Annotated in this window: 15 protein-coding genes; 12 read left to right on the top strand and 3 right to left on the bottom strand. The window is 66.2% G+C overall.

The features are described from left to right. Positions 1-66: 66 nt before the first annotated feature. Together QW845_RS08950 and QW845_RS08945 are read left to right on the top strand one after the other, a co-directional pair. Positions 67-432, top strand: a complete 366-nt coding sequence (locus tag QW845_RS08950) for a copper resistance protein CopC (RefSeq protein WP_315801225.1) — start codon at positions 67-69, stop codon at positions 430-432. 2 nt (positions 433-434) lie between these two features. After that, positions 435-2,093, top strand: coding sequence for a copper resistance D family protein (locus tag QW845_RS08945; RefSeq protein ID WP_315801224.1), 1,659 nt, complete (start codon positions 435-437; stop codon positions 2,091-2,093). A gap of 6 nt (positions 2,094-2,099) precedes the next feature. Here QW845_RS08945 and QW845_RS08940 read toward each other — a convergent pair whose 3' ends face one another. Further along, the gene (locus QW845_RS08940; protein WP_315801223.1) at positions 2,100-2,600 is read right to left on the bottom strand and encodes a DUF3455 domain-containing protein; all 501 of its coding nucleotides are present in this window, start codon (positions 2,598-2,600) and stop codon (positions 2,100-2,102) included. A gap of 96 nt (positions 2,601-2,696) precedes the next feature. Next, positions 2,697-3,911 carry an NADP-dependent isocitrate dehydrogenase gene (locus QW845_RS08935; RefSeq protein ID WP_315801222.1) on the bottom strand — a complete coding sequence of 405 codons (1,215 nt, stop codon included), beginning with the start codon at positions 3,909-3,911 and terminating at the stop codon, positions 2,697-2,699. A 300-nt stretch (positions 3,912-4,211) separates the two neighbouring features. On the opposite strand from QW845_RS08935, the gene QW845_RS08930 reads away from it, so the two are divergent. The 4 genes from QW845_RS08930 (at position 4,212) to QW845_RS08915 (ending at position 8,042) form a co-directional block, all read left to right on the top strand. Further along, positions 4,212-5,411 (top strand): TrmJ/YjtD family RNA methyltransferase, encoded by a 1,200-nt coding sequence (locus QW845_RS08930; protein WP_315801221.1) that lies wholly within the window; start codon positions 4,212-4,214, stop codon positions 5,409-5,411. A gap of 295 nt (positions 5,412-5,706) precedes the next feature. Beyond that, positions 5,707-6,513 carry a hypothetical protein gene (locus QW845_RS08925; RefSeq protein WP_315801220.1) on the top strand — a complete coding sequence of 269 codons (807 nt, stop codon included), beginning with the start codon at positions 5,707-5,709 and terminating at the stop codon, positions 6,511-6,513. Between the two features lie 155 nt (positions 6,514-6,668). After that, on the top strand, positions 6,669-7,787 hold the full coding sequence (locus QW845_RS08920; protein WP_315801219.1) for a DUF2336 domain-containing protein: 1,119 nt from the start codon (positions 6,669-6,671) through the stop codon (positions 7,785-7,787). 30 nt (positions 7,788-7,817) lie between these two features. Beyond that, positions 7,818-8,042 (top strand): hypothetical protein, encoded by a 225-nt coding sequence (locus QW845_RS08915; protein ID WP_315801218.1) that lies wholly within the window; start codon positions 7,818-7,820, stop codon positions 8,040-8,042. A gap of 30 nt (positions 8,043-8,072) precedes the next feature. Here the strand turns inward: QW845_RS08915 and QW845_RS08910 are convergent, their stop codons facing one another. Then, complete coding sequence (locus QW845_RS08910) at positions 8,073-8,753, bottom strand: TetR/AcrR family transcriptional regulator (RefSeq protein ID WP_315801217.1); 681 nt, start codon at positions 8,751-8,753, stop codon at positions 8,073-8,075. 257 nt (positions 8,754-9,010) lie between these two features. On the opposite strand from QW845_RS08910, the gene QW845_RS08905 reads away from it, so the two are divergent. The 6 genes from QW845_RS08905 (at position 9,011) to QW845_RS08880 (ending at position 15,283) form a co-directional block, all read left to right on the top strand. Beyond that, complete coding sequence (locus tag QW845_RS08905; protein ID WP_315801216.1) at positions 9,011-9,553, top strand: OsmC family protein; 543 nt, start codon at positions 9,011-9,013, stop codon at positions 9,551-9,553. A gap of 33 nt (positions 9,554-9,586) precedes the next feature. Further along, the gene (locus QW845_RS08900) at positions 9,587-10,708 is read left to right on the top strand and encodes an acyl-CoA dehydrogenase family protein (protein ID WP_315801215.1); all 1,122 of its coding nucleotides are present in this window, start codon (positions 9,587-9,589) and stop codon (positions 10,706-10,708) included. A 47-nt stretch (positions 10,709-10,755) separates the two neighbouring features. Further along, entirely contained in the window at positions 10,756-11,631 is an 876-nt protein-coding gene (locus QW845_RS08895; protein WP_315801214.1) for a sulfurtransferase, read from the top strand. Between the two features lie 96 nt (positions 11,632-11,727). Beyond that, a complete protein-coding gene (locus QW845_RS08890; protein WP_315801213.1) occupies positions 11,728-13,113 on the top strand; it encodes a CmpA/NrtA family ABC transporter substrate-binding protein in 1,386 nt (461 codons plus the stop codon). Positions 13,114-13,291: 178 nt separating this feature from the next. After that, on the top strand, positions 13,292-14,131 hold the full coding sequence (ntrB, locus tag QW845_RS08885; RefSeq protein WP_315801212.1) for a nitrate ABC transporter permease: 840 nt from the start codon (positions 13,292-13,294) through the stop codon (positions 14,129-14,131). 246 nt (positions 14,132-14,377) lie between these two features. Next, positions 14,378-15,283: an ABC transporter ATP-binding protein gene (locus QW845_RS08880; RefSeq protein WP_315801211.1), complete on the top strand. Its 906-nt coding sequence runs from the start codon at positions 14,378-14,380 to the stop codon at positions 15,281-15,283. Positions 15,284-15,295 lie beyond the last annotated feature (12 nt).

Raw genomic sequence — 15,295 nt, 5'->3', positions numbered from 1 at the left:
GAGTTTTGTTCGTCCCGGTCCTGTCCCCGAACGTCCCTGCCTCGGCCTCCGTCGCTCGCGCGTCCCATGTTGTCCGTCATCAGATTCCGTCAGCTGCCGATCCTTGCCGCGCTGCTTCTGGCTGCCCCCGGCGCCGCCTCGGCCCATGCCATCATCGTCTCGTCGCAGCCCGCGGCGGGCGGGACCATCGAGAAGCAGCCGACACTGATCCGGCTGCGCTTCAACAGCCGCATCGATCACGCCCGCTCGCGGCTGAAGCTGCGCGCGCCCGACGGCGCCGAGCAGGCGCTCACGCCGGCCGCCGACGCGCCGGCCGACGAGATCGACGCCGAGGCCAAGGCGCTCAGCCCCGGCGCCTGGCACCTGCAATGGCAGGTGCTCAGCGTCGATGGCCACATCACCCGCGGCGACATTCCCTTCACCGTGCGCTAGCCGTGTCGCTGTTGCTCGACATCTTCGGCTATCTCTCGGTGGTGCTGCGCGGCCTGACCTTGCTGGCCCAGTCCTTCACCATCGGCGGCTTGGCATTTCTGCTGTTGCTGCTGCGCCCACTACAGCAAAGGCTGTCCGCTGACGCGATCGTGGTCGGGAAGCGCGGCCAGCGTTTCCTGCGCCGAAGCGCATTCGGCTGGTTCGCGGTCGTGCTGGCGTCGCTCGCAGTCAACATGGGAGCGCTGATCGGGACGCTCGATCTGTCGTTCGGCGCGGCGGCGGGCGCGGATTTCGCGCGCTCCGGCGTGGCCGTTGCCGCCTGCGCGTTCGGCATCGCGGTGCTTGCCCGGACCGGCGGCTGGGCCGCCTGGCGCGTCGTGGCGCTGGCCGTGCTGGCCGTCGCGGCGCTGCTGCTGCAGCTCAACCTGACGCATGCGGCGAGCCGGCTCGAGGTGCGCTGGCCGCTGCTCGCGGCCGACTTCCTGCACATGCTCGGTGCCGGAATCTGGATCGGCGGCCTGCCGTATTTCCTGATGGCGCTGAATGGCTGCAAGGCGGACAGCGACCAGCGGTTGATCGGCCGGCGCTATTCGCTGATGTCGATGGTCTCGGTGGCGGCGATCGTGCTCGGCGGCACGGTGATGGCGATCGCCTATCTCGGCTCGTTCGCGGCGATCTACGGCACCGCCTATGGGGTGATGATGTCGGCCAAGGTCGCGATGCTGCTGATGCTGCTCGCGCTCGGGGCGGGCAACTTCTTCGCCGTCGAACGTTTGCGCCGCCGTGATCCCACAGCACCGCTCTTGCGGATGAAGCGCTTCGTCGAGGTCGAGCTCGGCATCGGGCTGACGGTGCTGCTCACGGCGGGCTCGCTGACCTCGCTGCCGCCCGGCGTCGATCTCAGCCAGGACCGCCTGAGCTGGGCCGAGATCGTCGATCGCGCCGCGCCGCAATGGCCGCGGTTGACGAGCCCCTCGGTCGATCAGCTTACGATCTCGCAGTTGCAGGCGAAGATCGATGCCGCCGACGCGCAGCGCATGACGGCACCGCCGGCCTATGTCCCGGGCGAGGGCGTGATCCTGCCGCGCAGCGCCGCCGACATCGCCTGGTCGGAATACAACCACCATTGGGCCGGCATCTTCGTGGTGCTGATCGGCCTGCTGGCGCTGATCGAGCGCTTCTCCTGGGGCCGGTGGGCGCGGCATTGGCCGCTCTTGTTCCTGGTGATGGCCGCGTTTCTGTTCCTGCGCGCCGACGAGATGGCCTGGCCGCTCGGACCGATCGGCTTCTTCGCCTCCTTGCGCGACCCCGAAGTGGCGCAGCACCGGCTGTTCGTGGTGCTGATCATCCTGTTCGGCCTGTTCGAATGGCGCGTGCGGCTGCGCGGGCAGCAGGCAGGGCGCGCGGCGCTGGTGTTTCCGCTGACGGTGGCCGTCGGCGGCGCGCTGCTGATGACGCACTCGCACGCCATCGCCAACATCAAGGACCAGCTGCTGATCGAGATGAGCCACACGCCGCTGGCGCTCTGCGGCATCACCGCCGGCTGGGCGCGCTGGCTGGAGCTGCGCATGGACGGCAGGATCAGCCGCGCGGCCGCCTGGGTGTGGCCGGTGGCGTTCGTGCTGGTCGGGCTGATCCTGCTGGATTATCGCGAGGCGTGAGGCGCCTCACTCCTTCTTCAGGAACACATAGTCCGCGGAATAGGCGACGCTGCGGAATTGACCGGCGGTGTCGCAGGCGCCCGCAAGCTTGCCGCCGGCCGTGTTGATCCGCTGCACGGTGGTCACATCCGAGAGCACGCCCTTTGCGCCGCGATGGGAGACGACCTCGAGCTTCAGCCAGGGGATGTCGTTGTCGGTGGCGCCGACCGCGGTGCCCTGCACGCGGCCGCCGACGATCGAGCCGTCCTGATGCTCCCAGCTCGGGCCGGCGTAGTGCCGGCCGACCGTCTTGCCGTCCGCGAGCAGGGTCGCGATCGGCTCGCGGAACGTCCAGGCGAGCTTGCCGTCCTTGTCCGCTTTGCAGTCGTAGACCTGCGCGCCCTCGGCGTGCAGCGTCAGCACCGGCTTCTCGCCGGCGGCGACCAGGGCGTCCGGGATCGTGGGCTCGGCGGCCTGGACGGGGACGGCGCCGAGCAGCAGCAGCGAAAGCGTCGGGATCACGCGCATGGTCAAGTCCTCGGTGACAGCAGAAAATGAAACGGGCCGCGCTGGTGGCGCGGCCCGTTGATAGGTGACGAAACCAGAAGGCGAAAGTGGGGAAACTTACGCCGCCATCGCCTTGGTCAGGTTCTCGGCGATCTTGTCGAGGAAGCCGGTGGTTGACAGCCAGCGCTGGTCGGCGCCGACCAGCAGCGCGAGGTCCTTGGTCATGTAGCCGGACTCGACGGTGTCGACGCAGACCTTCTCCAGGGTGGCGGCGAACTTCGCCAGCTCGGCATTGTTGTCGAGCTTGGCGCGGTGCGACAGGCCGCGGGTCCAGGCGAAGATCGAGGCGATCGAGTTGGTCGAGGTCTCCTTGCCCTTCTGGTGCTCGCGGAAGTGGCGGGTCACCGTGCCGTGGGCGGCCTCGGCCTCGACGGTCTGGCCGTCCGGGGTCATCAGCACCGAGGTCATCAGGCCGAGCGAGCCGTAGCCCTGGGCCACGGTGTCGGACTGCACGTCGCCGTCATAGTTCTTGCAGGCCCAGACATAGCCGCCCGACCATTTCAGCGCCGCGGCGACCATGTCGTCGATCAGGCGGTGCTCATAGGTGATCTTCTTGGCCTCGAACTTGTCCTTGAACTCCTTCTCGTACACCTCCTGGAAGATGTCCTTGAAGCGGCCGTCATAGACCTTCAGGATGGTGTTCTTGGTCGACAGGTACACCGAGTAGTTCTTGGCGAGGCCCATGTTGAGCGAGGCGCGGGCGAAGTCGTAGATCGACTCGTCGAGGTTGTACATCTCCATCGCGACGCCGGCGCCGGGCGCCCTGAAGACTTCCTTCTCGATCACGGTGCCGTCGTCGCCGACGAACTTCATCGTCAGCACGCCCTTGCCGGGGAACTTGAAGTCGGTGGCGCGGTACTGGTCACCATAAGCGTGGCGGCCGATGATGATCGGCTTGGTCCAGCCGGGGACCAGGCGCGGCACGTTCTTGCAGATGATCGGCTCGCGGAACACGACGCCGCCGAGGATGTTGCGGATGGTGCCGTTCGGCGACTTCCACATCTCCTTGAGGCCGAACTCCTTCACCCGGGCCTCATCCGGGGTGATGGTGGCGCACTTGACGCCGACGCCGACCTTCTTGATGGCGTTGGCGGCATCGATCGTGATCTGGTCGTTGGTCTTGTCGCGGCTCTCCATCCCCAGGTCGAAATACTGCAGATCGATGTCAAGGAACGGGTTGATCAGCTTGTCCTTGATGTACTGCCAGATGATCCGCGTCATCTCGTCGCCGTCGAGCTCGACGACCGGGTTGGTCACCTTGATTTTTGCCATGATCGATGGGGCCTTCTTGGGAACAGCGCGCCAGGAATGGAAAGCGCTTGTGAAATCAAGCGCGTCATAGCACTGCTGCACCGCGGGCGGAAGCGCACCCGGTATGCGTCCGGTGCTGATTTTCGCAGCCCGCTCATGCGGTGGGCAACGGCGGCGAGGCGGCCGGCTGCGGTTTCGCGCAAACCGTAAAATTCTTGGCTAAGCCGATTATTTTGCTTGAGAATTCTCGCCAGCCGGGCCAACGGAGCGGGCAGGGCGCGCGGGCGCGCTTCAACCGGATCTGGAAGTCGAGGATCGAGCGTGTCGGGCACCGACAAGACGAAGGCGGGATTGGAGATCGCGGGCCCGGTGGTGATCCTGGTCGAGCCGCAGCTCGGCGAGAACATCGGCATGGCCGCGCGCGCCATGGGCAATTTTGCGTTGTCCGAGCTGCGACTGGTCAACCCGCGCGACGGCTGGCCGAACATCGCCGCCCAGCGGGCCGCCGCCGGGGCCGACCACATCATCGATCATGTCCGGCTGTTCGACACCCTGCCGGAGGCGATCGCCGACCTCGACCTGGTGTTTGCCACCACCGCCCGCGCCCACGACCAGGCCAAGCCGGTGATGGGCCCGGAGGCGGCCGCGCGGGAGATGCAGGGCCAGATTGCCGCCGGCGGCCGCGCCGGCATTCTGTTCGGCCGCGAGCGGGCGGGGCTCACCAACGAGGAGGTCGCCCGCGCCAATCGCATCATCACCTATCCGGTCAATCCGGGCTTCGCCTCGCTGAACCTCGCGCAGGCCGTGCTGCTGATGGGTTATGAGTGGTTCAAGCTGGTGACATCGGGCGCGCTGCCCTTCGCCATGCCCGAGCGCTCCGAGCGCGCCAGCCAGGGACAGATGGAGGCGTTCTTCGAGAACCTGGTGCGCGAGCTCGACCGGGTCGAATTCCTGCGCCCGCCGGAGAAGCGCGAGACCATGCTGGTCAATTTGCGCAACATCTTCTTCCGCATGGAGCCGAGCCGGCAGGACATCCACACCCTGCACGGCGTGGTGATGGCGATCGCGGAGGGGCGCAAGGGACCGGCCAAGGGCGGCGTGCTTGACAGCGAGCAGGCGACGCGGCTGCGCGCGCTGATCGCCGAGCAGGGTACCGTCGCCAACCTGCCAGATTCGCGCGGCTCGCTGCGCGGGCTGGCGCGGCTGCTCCGCCGCAATCCCACCGACGCCGAGCGGGCGCTGTGGCACGCGCTGTCGCGCGACCGCCGCTTCGCCGGCCAGTTCAAGCGCCAGACCCCGGTCGGCCGCCACATCCCCGATTTCGTCTCCTTCATCCACCGCCTGGCCATCGAGCTCGTCGGCCCCGACGAGAGCGAGGGCGTCGTCGCCGATCGCAGAGCACGGCGGGCATGGCTGGAAAGCCGCGACTATCGCGTCACCGAGGTGAAGGCCGCGGATGTCGAGGCGAATCTGGAGGCCGAGCTGGTGCGGCTGCAGGCGCTGATCGGCGCAGCCAAGTAGTCGCCGACGGTCGCATCGCGTGCCGCGTGGCGGCTATCAATGGCTTCGCGCATCCGTCCATCGCGCGCAATTGTCGATTGAGTTGTCGCGCGGCTCACACGGCCCTGGCAATTCATCCGCGCCCCGGCGGGCCTCGAGTCTGCGATCACGTTTACACCGGCTGAACGATGATTTGCGAACGCAATTCCAGATTGTGGTTCGTCCGATCGGTTCTGGTTAGATCGCAGCACAAAGAGCAAGACCTAAGGGGGCATTCATGGCTACGCGACGATGGCGCTCGTTTTTGAGTTGTGCGTTGATCACCGGTTCGATCTTCGGCTTGTCGGCGAGCGCCGAGGCGGCGGCACCGAAGCGGTGTACGACCGCGGCCGATCTCGGCGCCGACGAGCGCATCGCCGGCTGCACTGTCGTGATCGAGCACGGCAAGCCGGCGACGCCGCAGGTGATCGAAGCCCGTTTCGCACGCGCCGGCGCCTATTTCCGCAAGGGAGATGTCGAGCATGCGATCGACGACTACAAGATCGTCATCGAGCAGTCCTCGGCCGGTCTTCTTGCCGCATTCGATCGCGCCGGCCCCGATCTGCGCGAGAGCGAGCCGCAGCCGGGGTCGGGTTTCGGGCGGGCGTTCGGTCGCAATGGCTACCGCGCGCAAGCCTATCGCGCGCTGGGGATCGCAAGCTTCCAGGCGGGTCTCCTGGAGCAGTCGCAGGACGACTTCCGATGGCTCAGCGAGATCGATCCCAACAATGCCGATGCGGCCTTGTGGCTGGACCTGGCGCGCCGCCGTGCCGGGCTCGCGAGCGAGCTTGCCGACCACGCCAAGCGGCTCGACATGGGCAAATGGCCGGCGCCGATCGTCCGCCTGTTTCTCGGCCAGGAAACGCCAGAGGCCGTGCTTGCGGCGGCGGACCGCGGTGCTCCCGCCACGCGCCAGGCACGGCGCTGCGAGGCGAGCTTCTTCGCCGGCGAGTTGATGCTCCACCAGGGTCGCGAGGGCGACGCCATGCAGCTGATCGACCGGGCTCTCGCCGAGTGCCGGTGGACGTCGCGCGAACGGTCGGTCGCCGAGGCCGAGGCGCGCGCGCTCCACGTCATGCCGTAGACAGCATGCGCGTGCGCGCATGCTTAACGCGCACGCGCGCATTTGAGTGAAAATGCCCGGTCAAATCCGCACGCGGCGGGTTACGGAACGCTCGGGTTCGAACGGTATGATCTGCGCATTGCCCTTCCATTGTTGCAGCGGTGCGGCCTTTCATCATGAACGAAACCAGATCGGTGTTGCGGGACCTCGAGGATGCGATCGCGCGGGGGACCGCCGACAGCCGGGAGCGCGCGCTGTGGCATGCGACCGACCTGCTGATCGCGGGACGGTACTGCGAGGAGGAGATCGCCACCTTCGGCGAGGTCATCGGCCGGCTGGCTGACGAGATCGAGGTCGAAGCGCGCGCCAAACTCGCCGATCGCCTCGCCAGGATCGAATATTCACCGGCCAGCGTCATCCGCAAGCTCGCCTTCGACGACGAGATCTGGGTCGCCGGCCCGGTGCTGCGCGAATCCGAGCGGCTCGATGACGCCACGCTGGTCGAGAACGCCAGCACCAAGAGCCAGGGCCATCTGCTCGCGATCGCCGAACGCCGAACGCTGAGCCCGGCGGTGACCGATGTGCTGGCGACGCGCGGCAACCGCGCCGTCGCCACGGCGGTGGCGCGCAACCAGGGCGCCCAGTTCTCCGGCGCCGGATTCCTGCACATGGTCAAGCGGGCCGAGAACGACTCGATCCTCGCCGAGCATCTCGGCCGCCGGCTCGACATCCCGCGCCATCTGTTCCAGCAGCTCATCGCCAAGGCCTCGGACGATGTCGGCAAGCGGCTGGCCGGCGAGCGCCCTGAACTGCTCGGTGAAATCAACAGCTCGGTCGCCAACATCGCCGGCGACCTCCAGTCGAAGTTCGGACCCGGCTCGCGCAACTACTTCGTCGCCAAGCGCACCGTGACGATCCAGCACCGCCTCGGCAATCTGCACGAGAGCACCATCGCCAGCTATGCGACGGCGCACAAGGTCGAGGAGGTGACGATCGGCCTCGCGCTGCTGTCGGGACTACCGGTCGATGTCGTCGAGCGCGCCTTGTTCGACCGTAACCGCGAGATGCTGCTGATGCTCGCAAAGGCGCTCGGCTTCACCTGGGATACGATGATGGCGCTCGCCTTCCTCGGCGCCCGCGAACATCGCATCACGGCCGGTGAATTGCAGGAGCTGGAGCGTGACTATGCCAAGCTCCAGTCGCAGACGTCGCGCAGCGTGCTCGAATTCTATCAGTCCCGCAAGAATCCGGGCAAAGGCGGCAAGGCGTCCACGCCGCGCGCGGCGGCGTATTGAACCTGCAGCGATGGACGGAGGTGATCGCGGATGAACGGCACGGAACTCCCTCTTCGCAGAGAGCAACGGCTTGGCCATCGCGAGACGCCTGCGGACCGCGCGGCGGCCGATGCGGCCTGGCACGTGCTCGAAGCGGCCAACGAGCTCGGCGATGAGGCTGCGGTCGCGGCCTGCCGCCGCGTCATCGATGCCAGCCTCAACGGCGCGTGCGCAGACCAAGCCGACCTGAAGCTGGTGACGGAGTATTTCCGCTAATCCAGACGCTCGGTCGCAGAGCAGGGCGGCTCACGCCGTCGCGAGCTGCGGGTTTGCCTTGCTGTTGCGCTGTGCCGCCTTCAGCTTCGCCGGCTCGATCAGCGCCTTCGCGGCCAGGCCGGCCGTGTCCGCGACCTCGGGATTGCGTGACACCATGGCCGCCACGATCGCGCCGTCGATCAGCAATGCGAGCTGATGCGAGAAGCTCTCCGGCTCGGCGGCGCCCATCTCGCGGGCGAGCCTCTCGATATGCGCCAGCACCACCTTCTTGTGGCGCATCGCGATGGTGCGAAACTGCTTCTGATCCTTGTCGTGCTCGCCGACCGCATTGATGAAGGGGCAACCGTAGAAGCGCTCCTCGCCGAACCAGCTCTTCAGCGCCGGAAAGATGCGTGCCAGCTTGGTCTCGGCGTCACCGCCGCCGCTCTCCATTTCCGCGATGAACCATTCGCGCCACTGTTTGCCTTCGCTTTCGAGCACGGCGGTGACCAGCGCGGTCTTCGAGCCGAACAGCTTGTAGAGCGTGGTCTTCGCGGTGCCGGCCTCGCTGATGATCGCATCGATGCCGGTGGCATTGATGCCGTTCTTGCAGAACAGCCGCGTGGCGGCGCCGAGCAGACGGCCGCGCGCGGATTCGTCATCGCCGGCCGCGATCGTCCTCGCGATCGCCTGCTTCTTGCCGGTTTGTTTGCCCGCAACTGACTTTGCCATGCCTGCAAGCTTAATCGCTGTGCGCGTGAGTCAGCAAGACCGCTGACGTGCGCGAGGCAGCGTTGCGCGCAATTTGATCTCCGAGGGCGGCATTCTGCACCGCGCTTGGGCAACGGAGGGGACGCAGCGGGTCGCCGCTTGCCGCGATGATCGCGTAAGCCGCGAGGATCACTCCGGCTTTTGATTTTCGGCCTCTCTGGCACGCTTCGTGCAGGATACAGACCGTTCGGTATCCTCATCCCAGGGAGAGAAATGAGATGACCGCTGTGGTTCAGAAGACGGCGCTGACGGGCTGCCTCGCGCCCATCGACAGAGGCGGGCTCGAGCAGCTCATCGTCAACGGCAAGGCCAACCCCAAGGTCATCAAGACCCTGAAGTGCAAGACCGTCGCCGAGGGCAAGTTCCGCCACGCCAACTACATCCGCAACCTCGCGCCCTACATCGTCGACGAGCCGCCGGGGCTGCTCGGTGACGACACCGCGCCCAATCCGTCGGAAGCCTCGCTCGCCGCGCTGGGCTCGTGCCTGGCCGTCGGCCTGCACGCCAATGCGGTGCATCGCGGCTGGATCGTCAACAAGCTCGAGCTGGAGCTCGAGGGCGATCTCAACATCACCGCAGTCTGGGGCACCGGCGACGTCAGCGAGAAGCCGGTCGGCTTCACCGACGTCCGCGTCAAGGTCGACATGGAGTGCGAGGGCATTCCGCAGGAGGAGGTCAAGGCGCTGATCGATCACGTCAAGAAGTGGTCGCCGGTCGCCAACACGTTTACCCGCCCCGTCAATCTCGAAGTCGGAATCTGATCGGCCGAGGGCCTGCGAGTAGCGGAGGACGTCATGGGTTCACTCGGACAGCATCTGGCAGTCGACAGCGCGGGCGTGATGCCCGTGCCGTCGACCGTGGAGCAGGTCACGGCGATCGCGCGCAAGGAGCTCGCGCCGCTGGCCTCTGGCATCGACGCCGGGACGGTGTACCCGGCCGACGTGCTCCGCCGCTTCGGCGAGGTCGGCGCGTGGAGCAGCCACGTGCCGGACAATGGCGCGGCGGATCTCAACCGCGCGATCGACGCCATCGGCGCGATCGGCGAGGTCTGCGGCGCCTCTGCCTTCATGGCGTGGTGCCAGAACACGCTGGTCTGGTACATCGCCAACTCGCCCAACAAGGCGCTCGTCGACCGTCTGCTCGACGACGCCGCGAGCGGCCGGTTGCTCGGTGGCACCGGCTTGTCGAATCCGATGAAGAGCTTCTTCGGCATCGAGAAGCTCAAGCTGAAGGGCCGCAAGGTCGAGGGCGGCTACGTCGTGCGCGGCGTGCTGCCCTGGGTCTCGAACCTCGGACCGGACCACATGTTCGGCACCATCTTCGAGCGAGAGGACGCGCCGGGCGAGATCGTGATGTTCATCGCCGACTGTTCCGATCCGGCGGTGACCCTGCAGCCATGCCAGCCGTTCCTGGCGATGGACGGCACCGGCACCTATGGCATCCAGTTTCGCGACCTGTTCGTGCCGGACGAGCTGATCCTGGCCGATCCCGCCGGTCCTTTCGTCAAGAAGATCCGCGCCGGATTCATCCTGCTGCAGGCCGGCATGGCGCTCGGCCTGATCAAGGACTGCATCAAGATCATGCAGGAGGTCGAGGCGCCGCTCGGTCACGTCAACCGCTATCTGCCGCAGCAGCCGGTCGATTTCAGCGCGCTCGCCGACGAGCTCGCAAAGGAAACTTCGGAGCTCGCCAGCGATCCGTTCAACACCGACGAGACCTATTGGCGCAAGGTCGTCGCGCTGCGCCTGCGGGCCGGCGAGGCCAGCGTCGCTGCGGCTCATGCCGCGATGCTCCATTGCGGAGCCCGCGGCTACCTCAAGGGCAATCGCGCCGAACGTCGCCTGCGCGAGGCCTATTTCGTCGCGATCGTGACCCCCGCGACCAAGCAGCTCCGCAAGATGCTCGCCGACGGCTGACGCCGGCGAGAACGGCAACCAACAAATCCCACCAGGAGAGGCCTGCCATGACGGACGTTCTGATTACTGCCGGTGAACTCGCCGAGTTCATCAAGACCGAGCCGTGTGTCGTGATCGACACCCGCAATCCCGATGCCTATGCCGCGGGACATCTTCCCGGCGCGGTCAACGTCCACGAGATCTTCACCTATCTCGCGACCTCCACGCCGGAAGGCATCACGGAGCTGAAGACGAAGTTTGCCGATGCGTTCGGCGCCGCCGGCCTGTCGGGTGCGGAGACCGCCGTGGTCTACGAGCAGTCGATGAACTCCGGCTTCGGCCAGTCGTGCCGCGGCTATTTCCTGCTCACAATGCTCGGCTATCCCAAGATCAAGGTGCTGCATGGCGGCTACGACGCCTGGGTCGCCGCCGGCCTGCCCGTGACGACCGACGTGCCGTCGCCGGCGAAGGCATCGTTCAGCATCGTTCCGGAGGCGGGGAGCATCCTGATCGACGCCAAGGCGATGCTGGCCGCCGTCGGCAATCCCGCGATCGCGATCCTCGACGTCCGCGATGTCGACGAATGGATCGGCGATTCCTCCTCGCCCTACGGCAAGGATTTCTGTCCGCGCAAGGGCCGCATCCCCGGTGCCGTCTGGCTCGAATGGTACCGCATGATGAAGCCGACCGGAGAGGGGCCGCGCTTCAAGTCGAAGGACGAGATCCTCGCCGAATGCGCCACCGTCGGCATCACCGTCGACACGCCGGTGTATCTCTACTGTTTCAAGGGCGCGCGGGCCTCGAACACCTTCCTGGCGCTGAAGAACGCCGGCGTGAAGGATGTGCGGATGTACTTCGGCTCGTGGAACGAGTGGTCGCGCGATCCGTCGCTGCCGATCGAGGAAGGTCTTCCGATGCCGGCGATGACCAGCAAGGCGGCATAGAAGCTGCATGTTGAGCACGTCCGGCCGCTGAAAAACGCGGCCGGATGAGCAGTTCGAAGGCGCTGATAGCGCAGGTGTGACAAAGGGGCGCAGCACATGTCGATTTTCGATGATCCGTTCGATGCCGATTCACGCGTGAATGCTGGTTGTATCTGCGGCCAGCATCGCAGCCCGGCCGAACATGAGCACGCCATGCTGGCGCTGCGCTGCGAGCCCGTGGCGGAGTCCACCGAGAAGCGCTACGAGAACGTGGTCGCGTCCGCCGTGCTGCGCGCGGTGTTTCCGCAAGCTGCCACCCGCCGCGCGTTCCTGAAGTCGGTCGGCGTCGCCACCGCGCTCGCTGCCGTCTCGCAATTCTTTCCGCTGAAGACGGCGACTGAAGCTTTCGCCGAAGCGGGCGCGCCGGAGAAGAAGGATCTCAAGGTCGGCTTCATCCCGATCACCTGCGCCACGCCGATCATCATGGCAGCGCCGCTCGGCTTCTATGCTAAGGCTGGGCTGAACGTCGAGGTCGTCAAGACCGCCGGCTGGGCCGTGATCCGCGACAAGACCATCAACAAGGAATACGACGCCTCGCACATGCTGGCGCCGATGCCGATCGCGATCTCGCTCGGCCTCGGTGCACAGCCGATCCCGTTCACCGTGCCCGCGATCGAGAACATCAACGGGCAGGGCATCGTGCTGGCGATGAAGCACAAGGACAAGCGTGACCCGAAGGACTGGAAGGGCATGAAGTTCGCCATTCCGTTCGACTATTCGATGCACAATTATCTGCTGCGTTACTATCTCGCCGAGCACGGCATCGATCCCGACACCGACGTGCAGCTGCGCTCGGTGCCGCCGCCGGAGATGGTCGCGAACCTGCGCGCCGACAACATCGACGGTTTTCTCGCGCCTGACAACATCTGCCAGCGGGCGATCTTCGACGGCGTCGGCTTCCTGCACGTGCTGTCGAAGGAGATCTGGGACGGTCACCCCTGCTGCAGCTTCGCGGCGAGCCGCGAGTTCATCACGACGGCGCCGAACAGCTTCGCGGCGCTCACCCGCGCCATCGTCGATGCCACCGCGTACGCGTCGAAGGCCGAGAACCGCAAGCAGATCGCGGAGGCGATCGCTCCGGCGAATTATATCAATGCGCCGGTGACCGTCATGGAGCAGGTCTTGACCGGCACCTACGCCGATGGCCTCGGCGGCGTGAAGACCGATCCGAAACGCGTCGATTTCGATCCGTTCCCGTGGCAGTCCTTCGCGGTGTGGATGCTGACGCAGATGAAGCGCTGGGGGCAGATCAAGGGCGACGTCGACTACAAGGCGGTCGCCGAGCAGATCTATCTCGCCACCGACACCCGCAAGGTCATGATCGACATGGGCCTGACGCCGCCGAAGGACTCCTACAAATCGTTCTCGGTGATGGGCAAGCCGTTCGATCCGACCAAGCCGGACGACTACGTTGCCAGCTTCAAGATCAAGAAGGCGTCGTGATGGGAGCGATGGGCACGCTGCCGGCCACACCACCGGTGTCGTCCTCGCGAACGCGGGGGCCCATACGCCGTAACCTGGCTTGTGGCAGGAGCAGTAGCGACAATCTTATCCATCCATTGATTTCGGTGGTTATGGGTCCCTGCGTTCGCAGGGATGACGCCGGTGGTGGAGCGACGGCATGACCGCCTCACTTCGTCTGCGCGCCGCCGTCGTCTCAATCGTGCTGCTCGCCGTCTTCCTCGGCGCCTGGCACATCGCCACGCGCAGCACCGGCACGGCTGCCAACATGAGCCCGGAATACGCCAAGCTGATGGGCATGACCGCGACGCAAGGCGAGTCGGCGATGCCCGGGCCGCTCGATGTCGGCGCCAAGCTGTGGGAGCATCTCCGGCGGCCGTTCTACGACAATGGCCCGAACGACAAGGGGCTCGGCATCCAGCTCGCCTTCTCGCTGGGGCGGGTCATGCTCGGCTACCTGATCGCGGTCGCGGTCGCGATCCCGCTCGGCTTCCTGATCGGCATGTCGCCGTTGATGAGCAAGGCGCTCGATCCGTTCATCCAGATTCTCAAGCCGATCTCGCCGCTCGCCTGGATGCCGCTGGCGCTCTACACCATCAAGGATTCCAGCCTGTCGGCGATCTTCGTGATCTTCATCTGCTCGGTGTGGCCGATGCTCATCAACACCGCGTTCGGCGTCGCCGGCGTGCGCAAGGAATGGATCAACGTCGCCCGCACGCTCGAGGTCGGGAATTTCCGCCGCGCCTTTACGGTCATCCTGCCGGCTGCGGCGCCGACGATCCTCACCGGCATGCGGATCTCGATCGGCATCGCCTGGCTCGTCATCGTCGCCGCGGAGATGCTCGTCGGCGGCACCGGCATCGGCTACTTCGTCTGGAACGAGTGGAACAACCTCTCGATCACCAACGTGATCATTGCGATCCTGATGATCGGTCTGGTCGGCATGATGCTCGATCAGATCCTGGCCCGTGTCGCGCGGCTTGTGACGTTTCCGGAGTAGGGGGATGACGGTCGTGATCCCAAGCAGAGCGGCCGTCTTACCTCTCCCCGCTTGCGGGGAGAGGTCGGATTGCATCGTAGATGCAATCCGGGTGAGGGGGTACAGGTCCATCCACGGACACTCCCGGCGCGTGTGCCCCGAATCATCTCTTTCCATAGGCACCTTTCGTGCGGCTGCCCCTCACCCCAACCCTCTCCCCGTGAAGAACGGGGAGAGGGAGCGCACCGTCCTCGCGGAGTCTGCTCGATGACCTCAGACAAGTTCATCTCCATCGAGGGCATCGCCAAGCGCTACGACGGGGCGCGGAGCACGACGATCTTCGAGAACCTGTGGCTCGCGATGGCGCGCGGCGAGTTCGTCTGCGTGATCGGGCATTCCGGCTGCGGCAAGACCACGGTGCTGAATGTTCTTGCCGGCCTCGACGCACCGAGCGAAGGCGCCGTCATCGTCGACGGCCAGGCCATCGAAGGCCCGAGTCTCGACCGCGCGGTCATCTTCCAGAGCCATGCGCTACTGCCGTGGCGGACGGTGCTCGGCAACGTCGCCTATGCGGTCTCGTCGAAATGGCGCAAATGGGATCGCGCCAAGGTCAAGGCGCATGCGCTCAAATACATCGAGCTCGTCGGCCTCGCCGGCTCCGAGCACAAACGGCCGTCGGAGCTGTCTGGTGGCATGAAGCAGCGCGTCGGCATTGCCCGCGCGCTGTCGATCACGCCGAAGATCATGCTGATGGACGAGCCGTTCTCCGCGCTCGATGCGCTGACGCGCGGCACCCTGCAGGACGAGGTCCGCCGCATCTGCGTCGAGACCGGGCAGACCGTGTTCATGATCACCCACGACGTGGACGAGGCGATCTATCTCGCCGACAAGATCGTGCTGATGACCAACGGACCCGGCGCCGTGCTCGCGGAGATCGTCGAGAACCCGCTGCCGAAGGACCGGCTGCGCGGCGACCTGCACCGCCATCCGCTGTACTACGCGCTGCGCAACCACATCATCGATTTCCTGGTCAGCCGCAGCAGGACCTTCACTGCCGAGACGCCGGATCACGACCCGCGCAAGGTGCCGGTGGTGAAAATCGGGCGCACCGAGCCGGCGATCGTCGCGTCCAACCCGGTCGAGAGCGATCCGCCGCTTGCGGTCGCCCGCTGACGGCCAGCCGGA

Origin of the sequence: Bradyrhizobium sp. SZCCHNS3002 (assembly GCF_032377435.1) — a bacterium.
Classification (GTDB): domain Bacteria; phylum Pseudomonadota; class Alphaproteobacteria; order Rhizobiales; family Xanthobacteraceae; genus Bradyrhizobium.
Note: the sequence above shows the minus strand (reverse complement) of the source record. Positions and strands in the feature narration are given on the sequence as shown.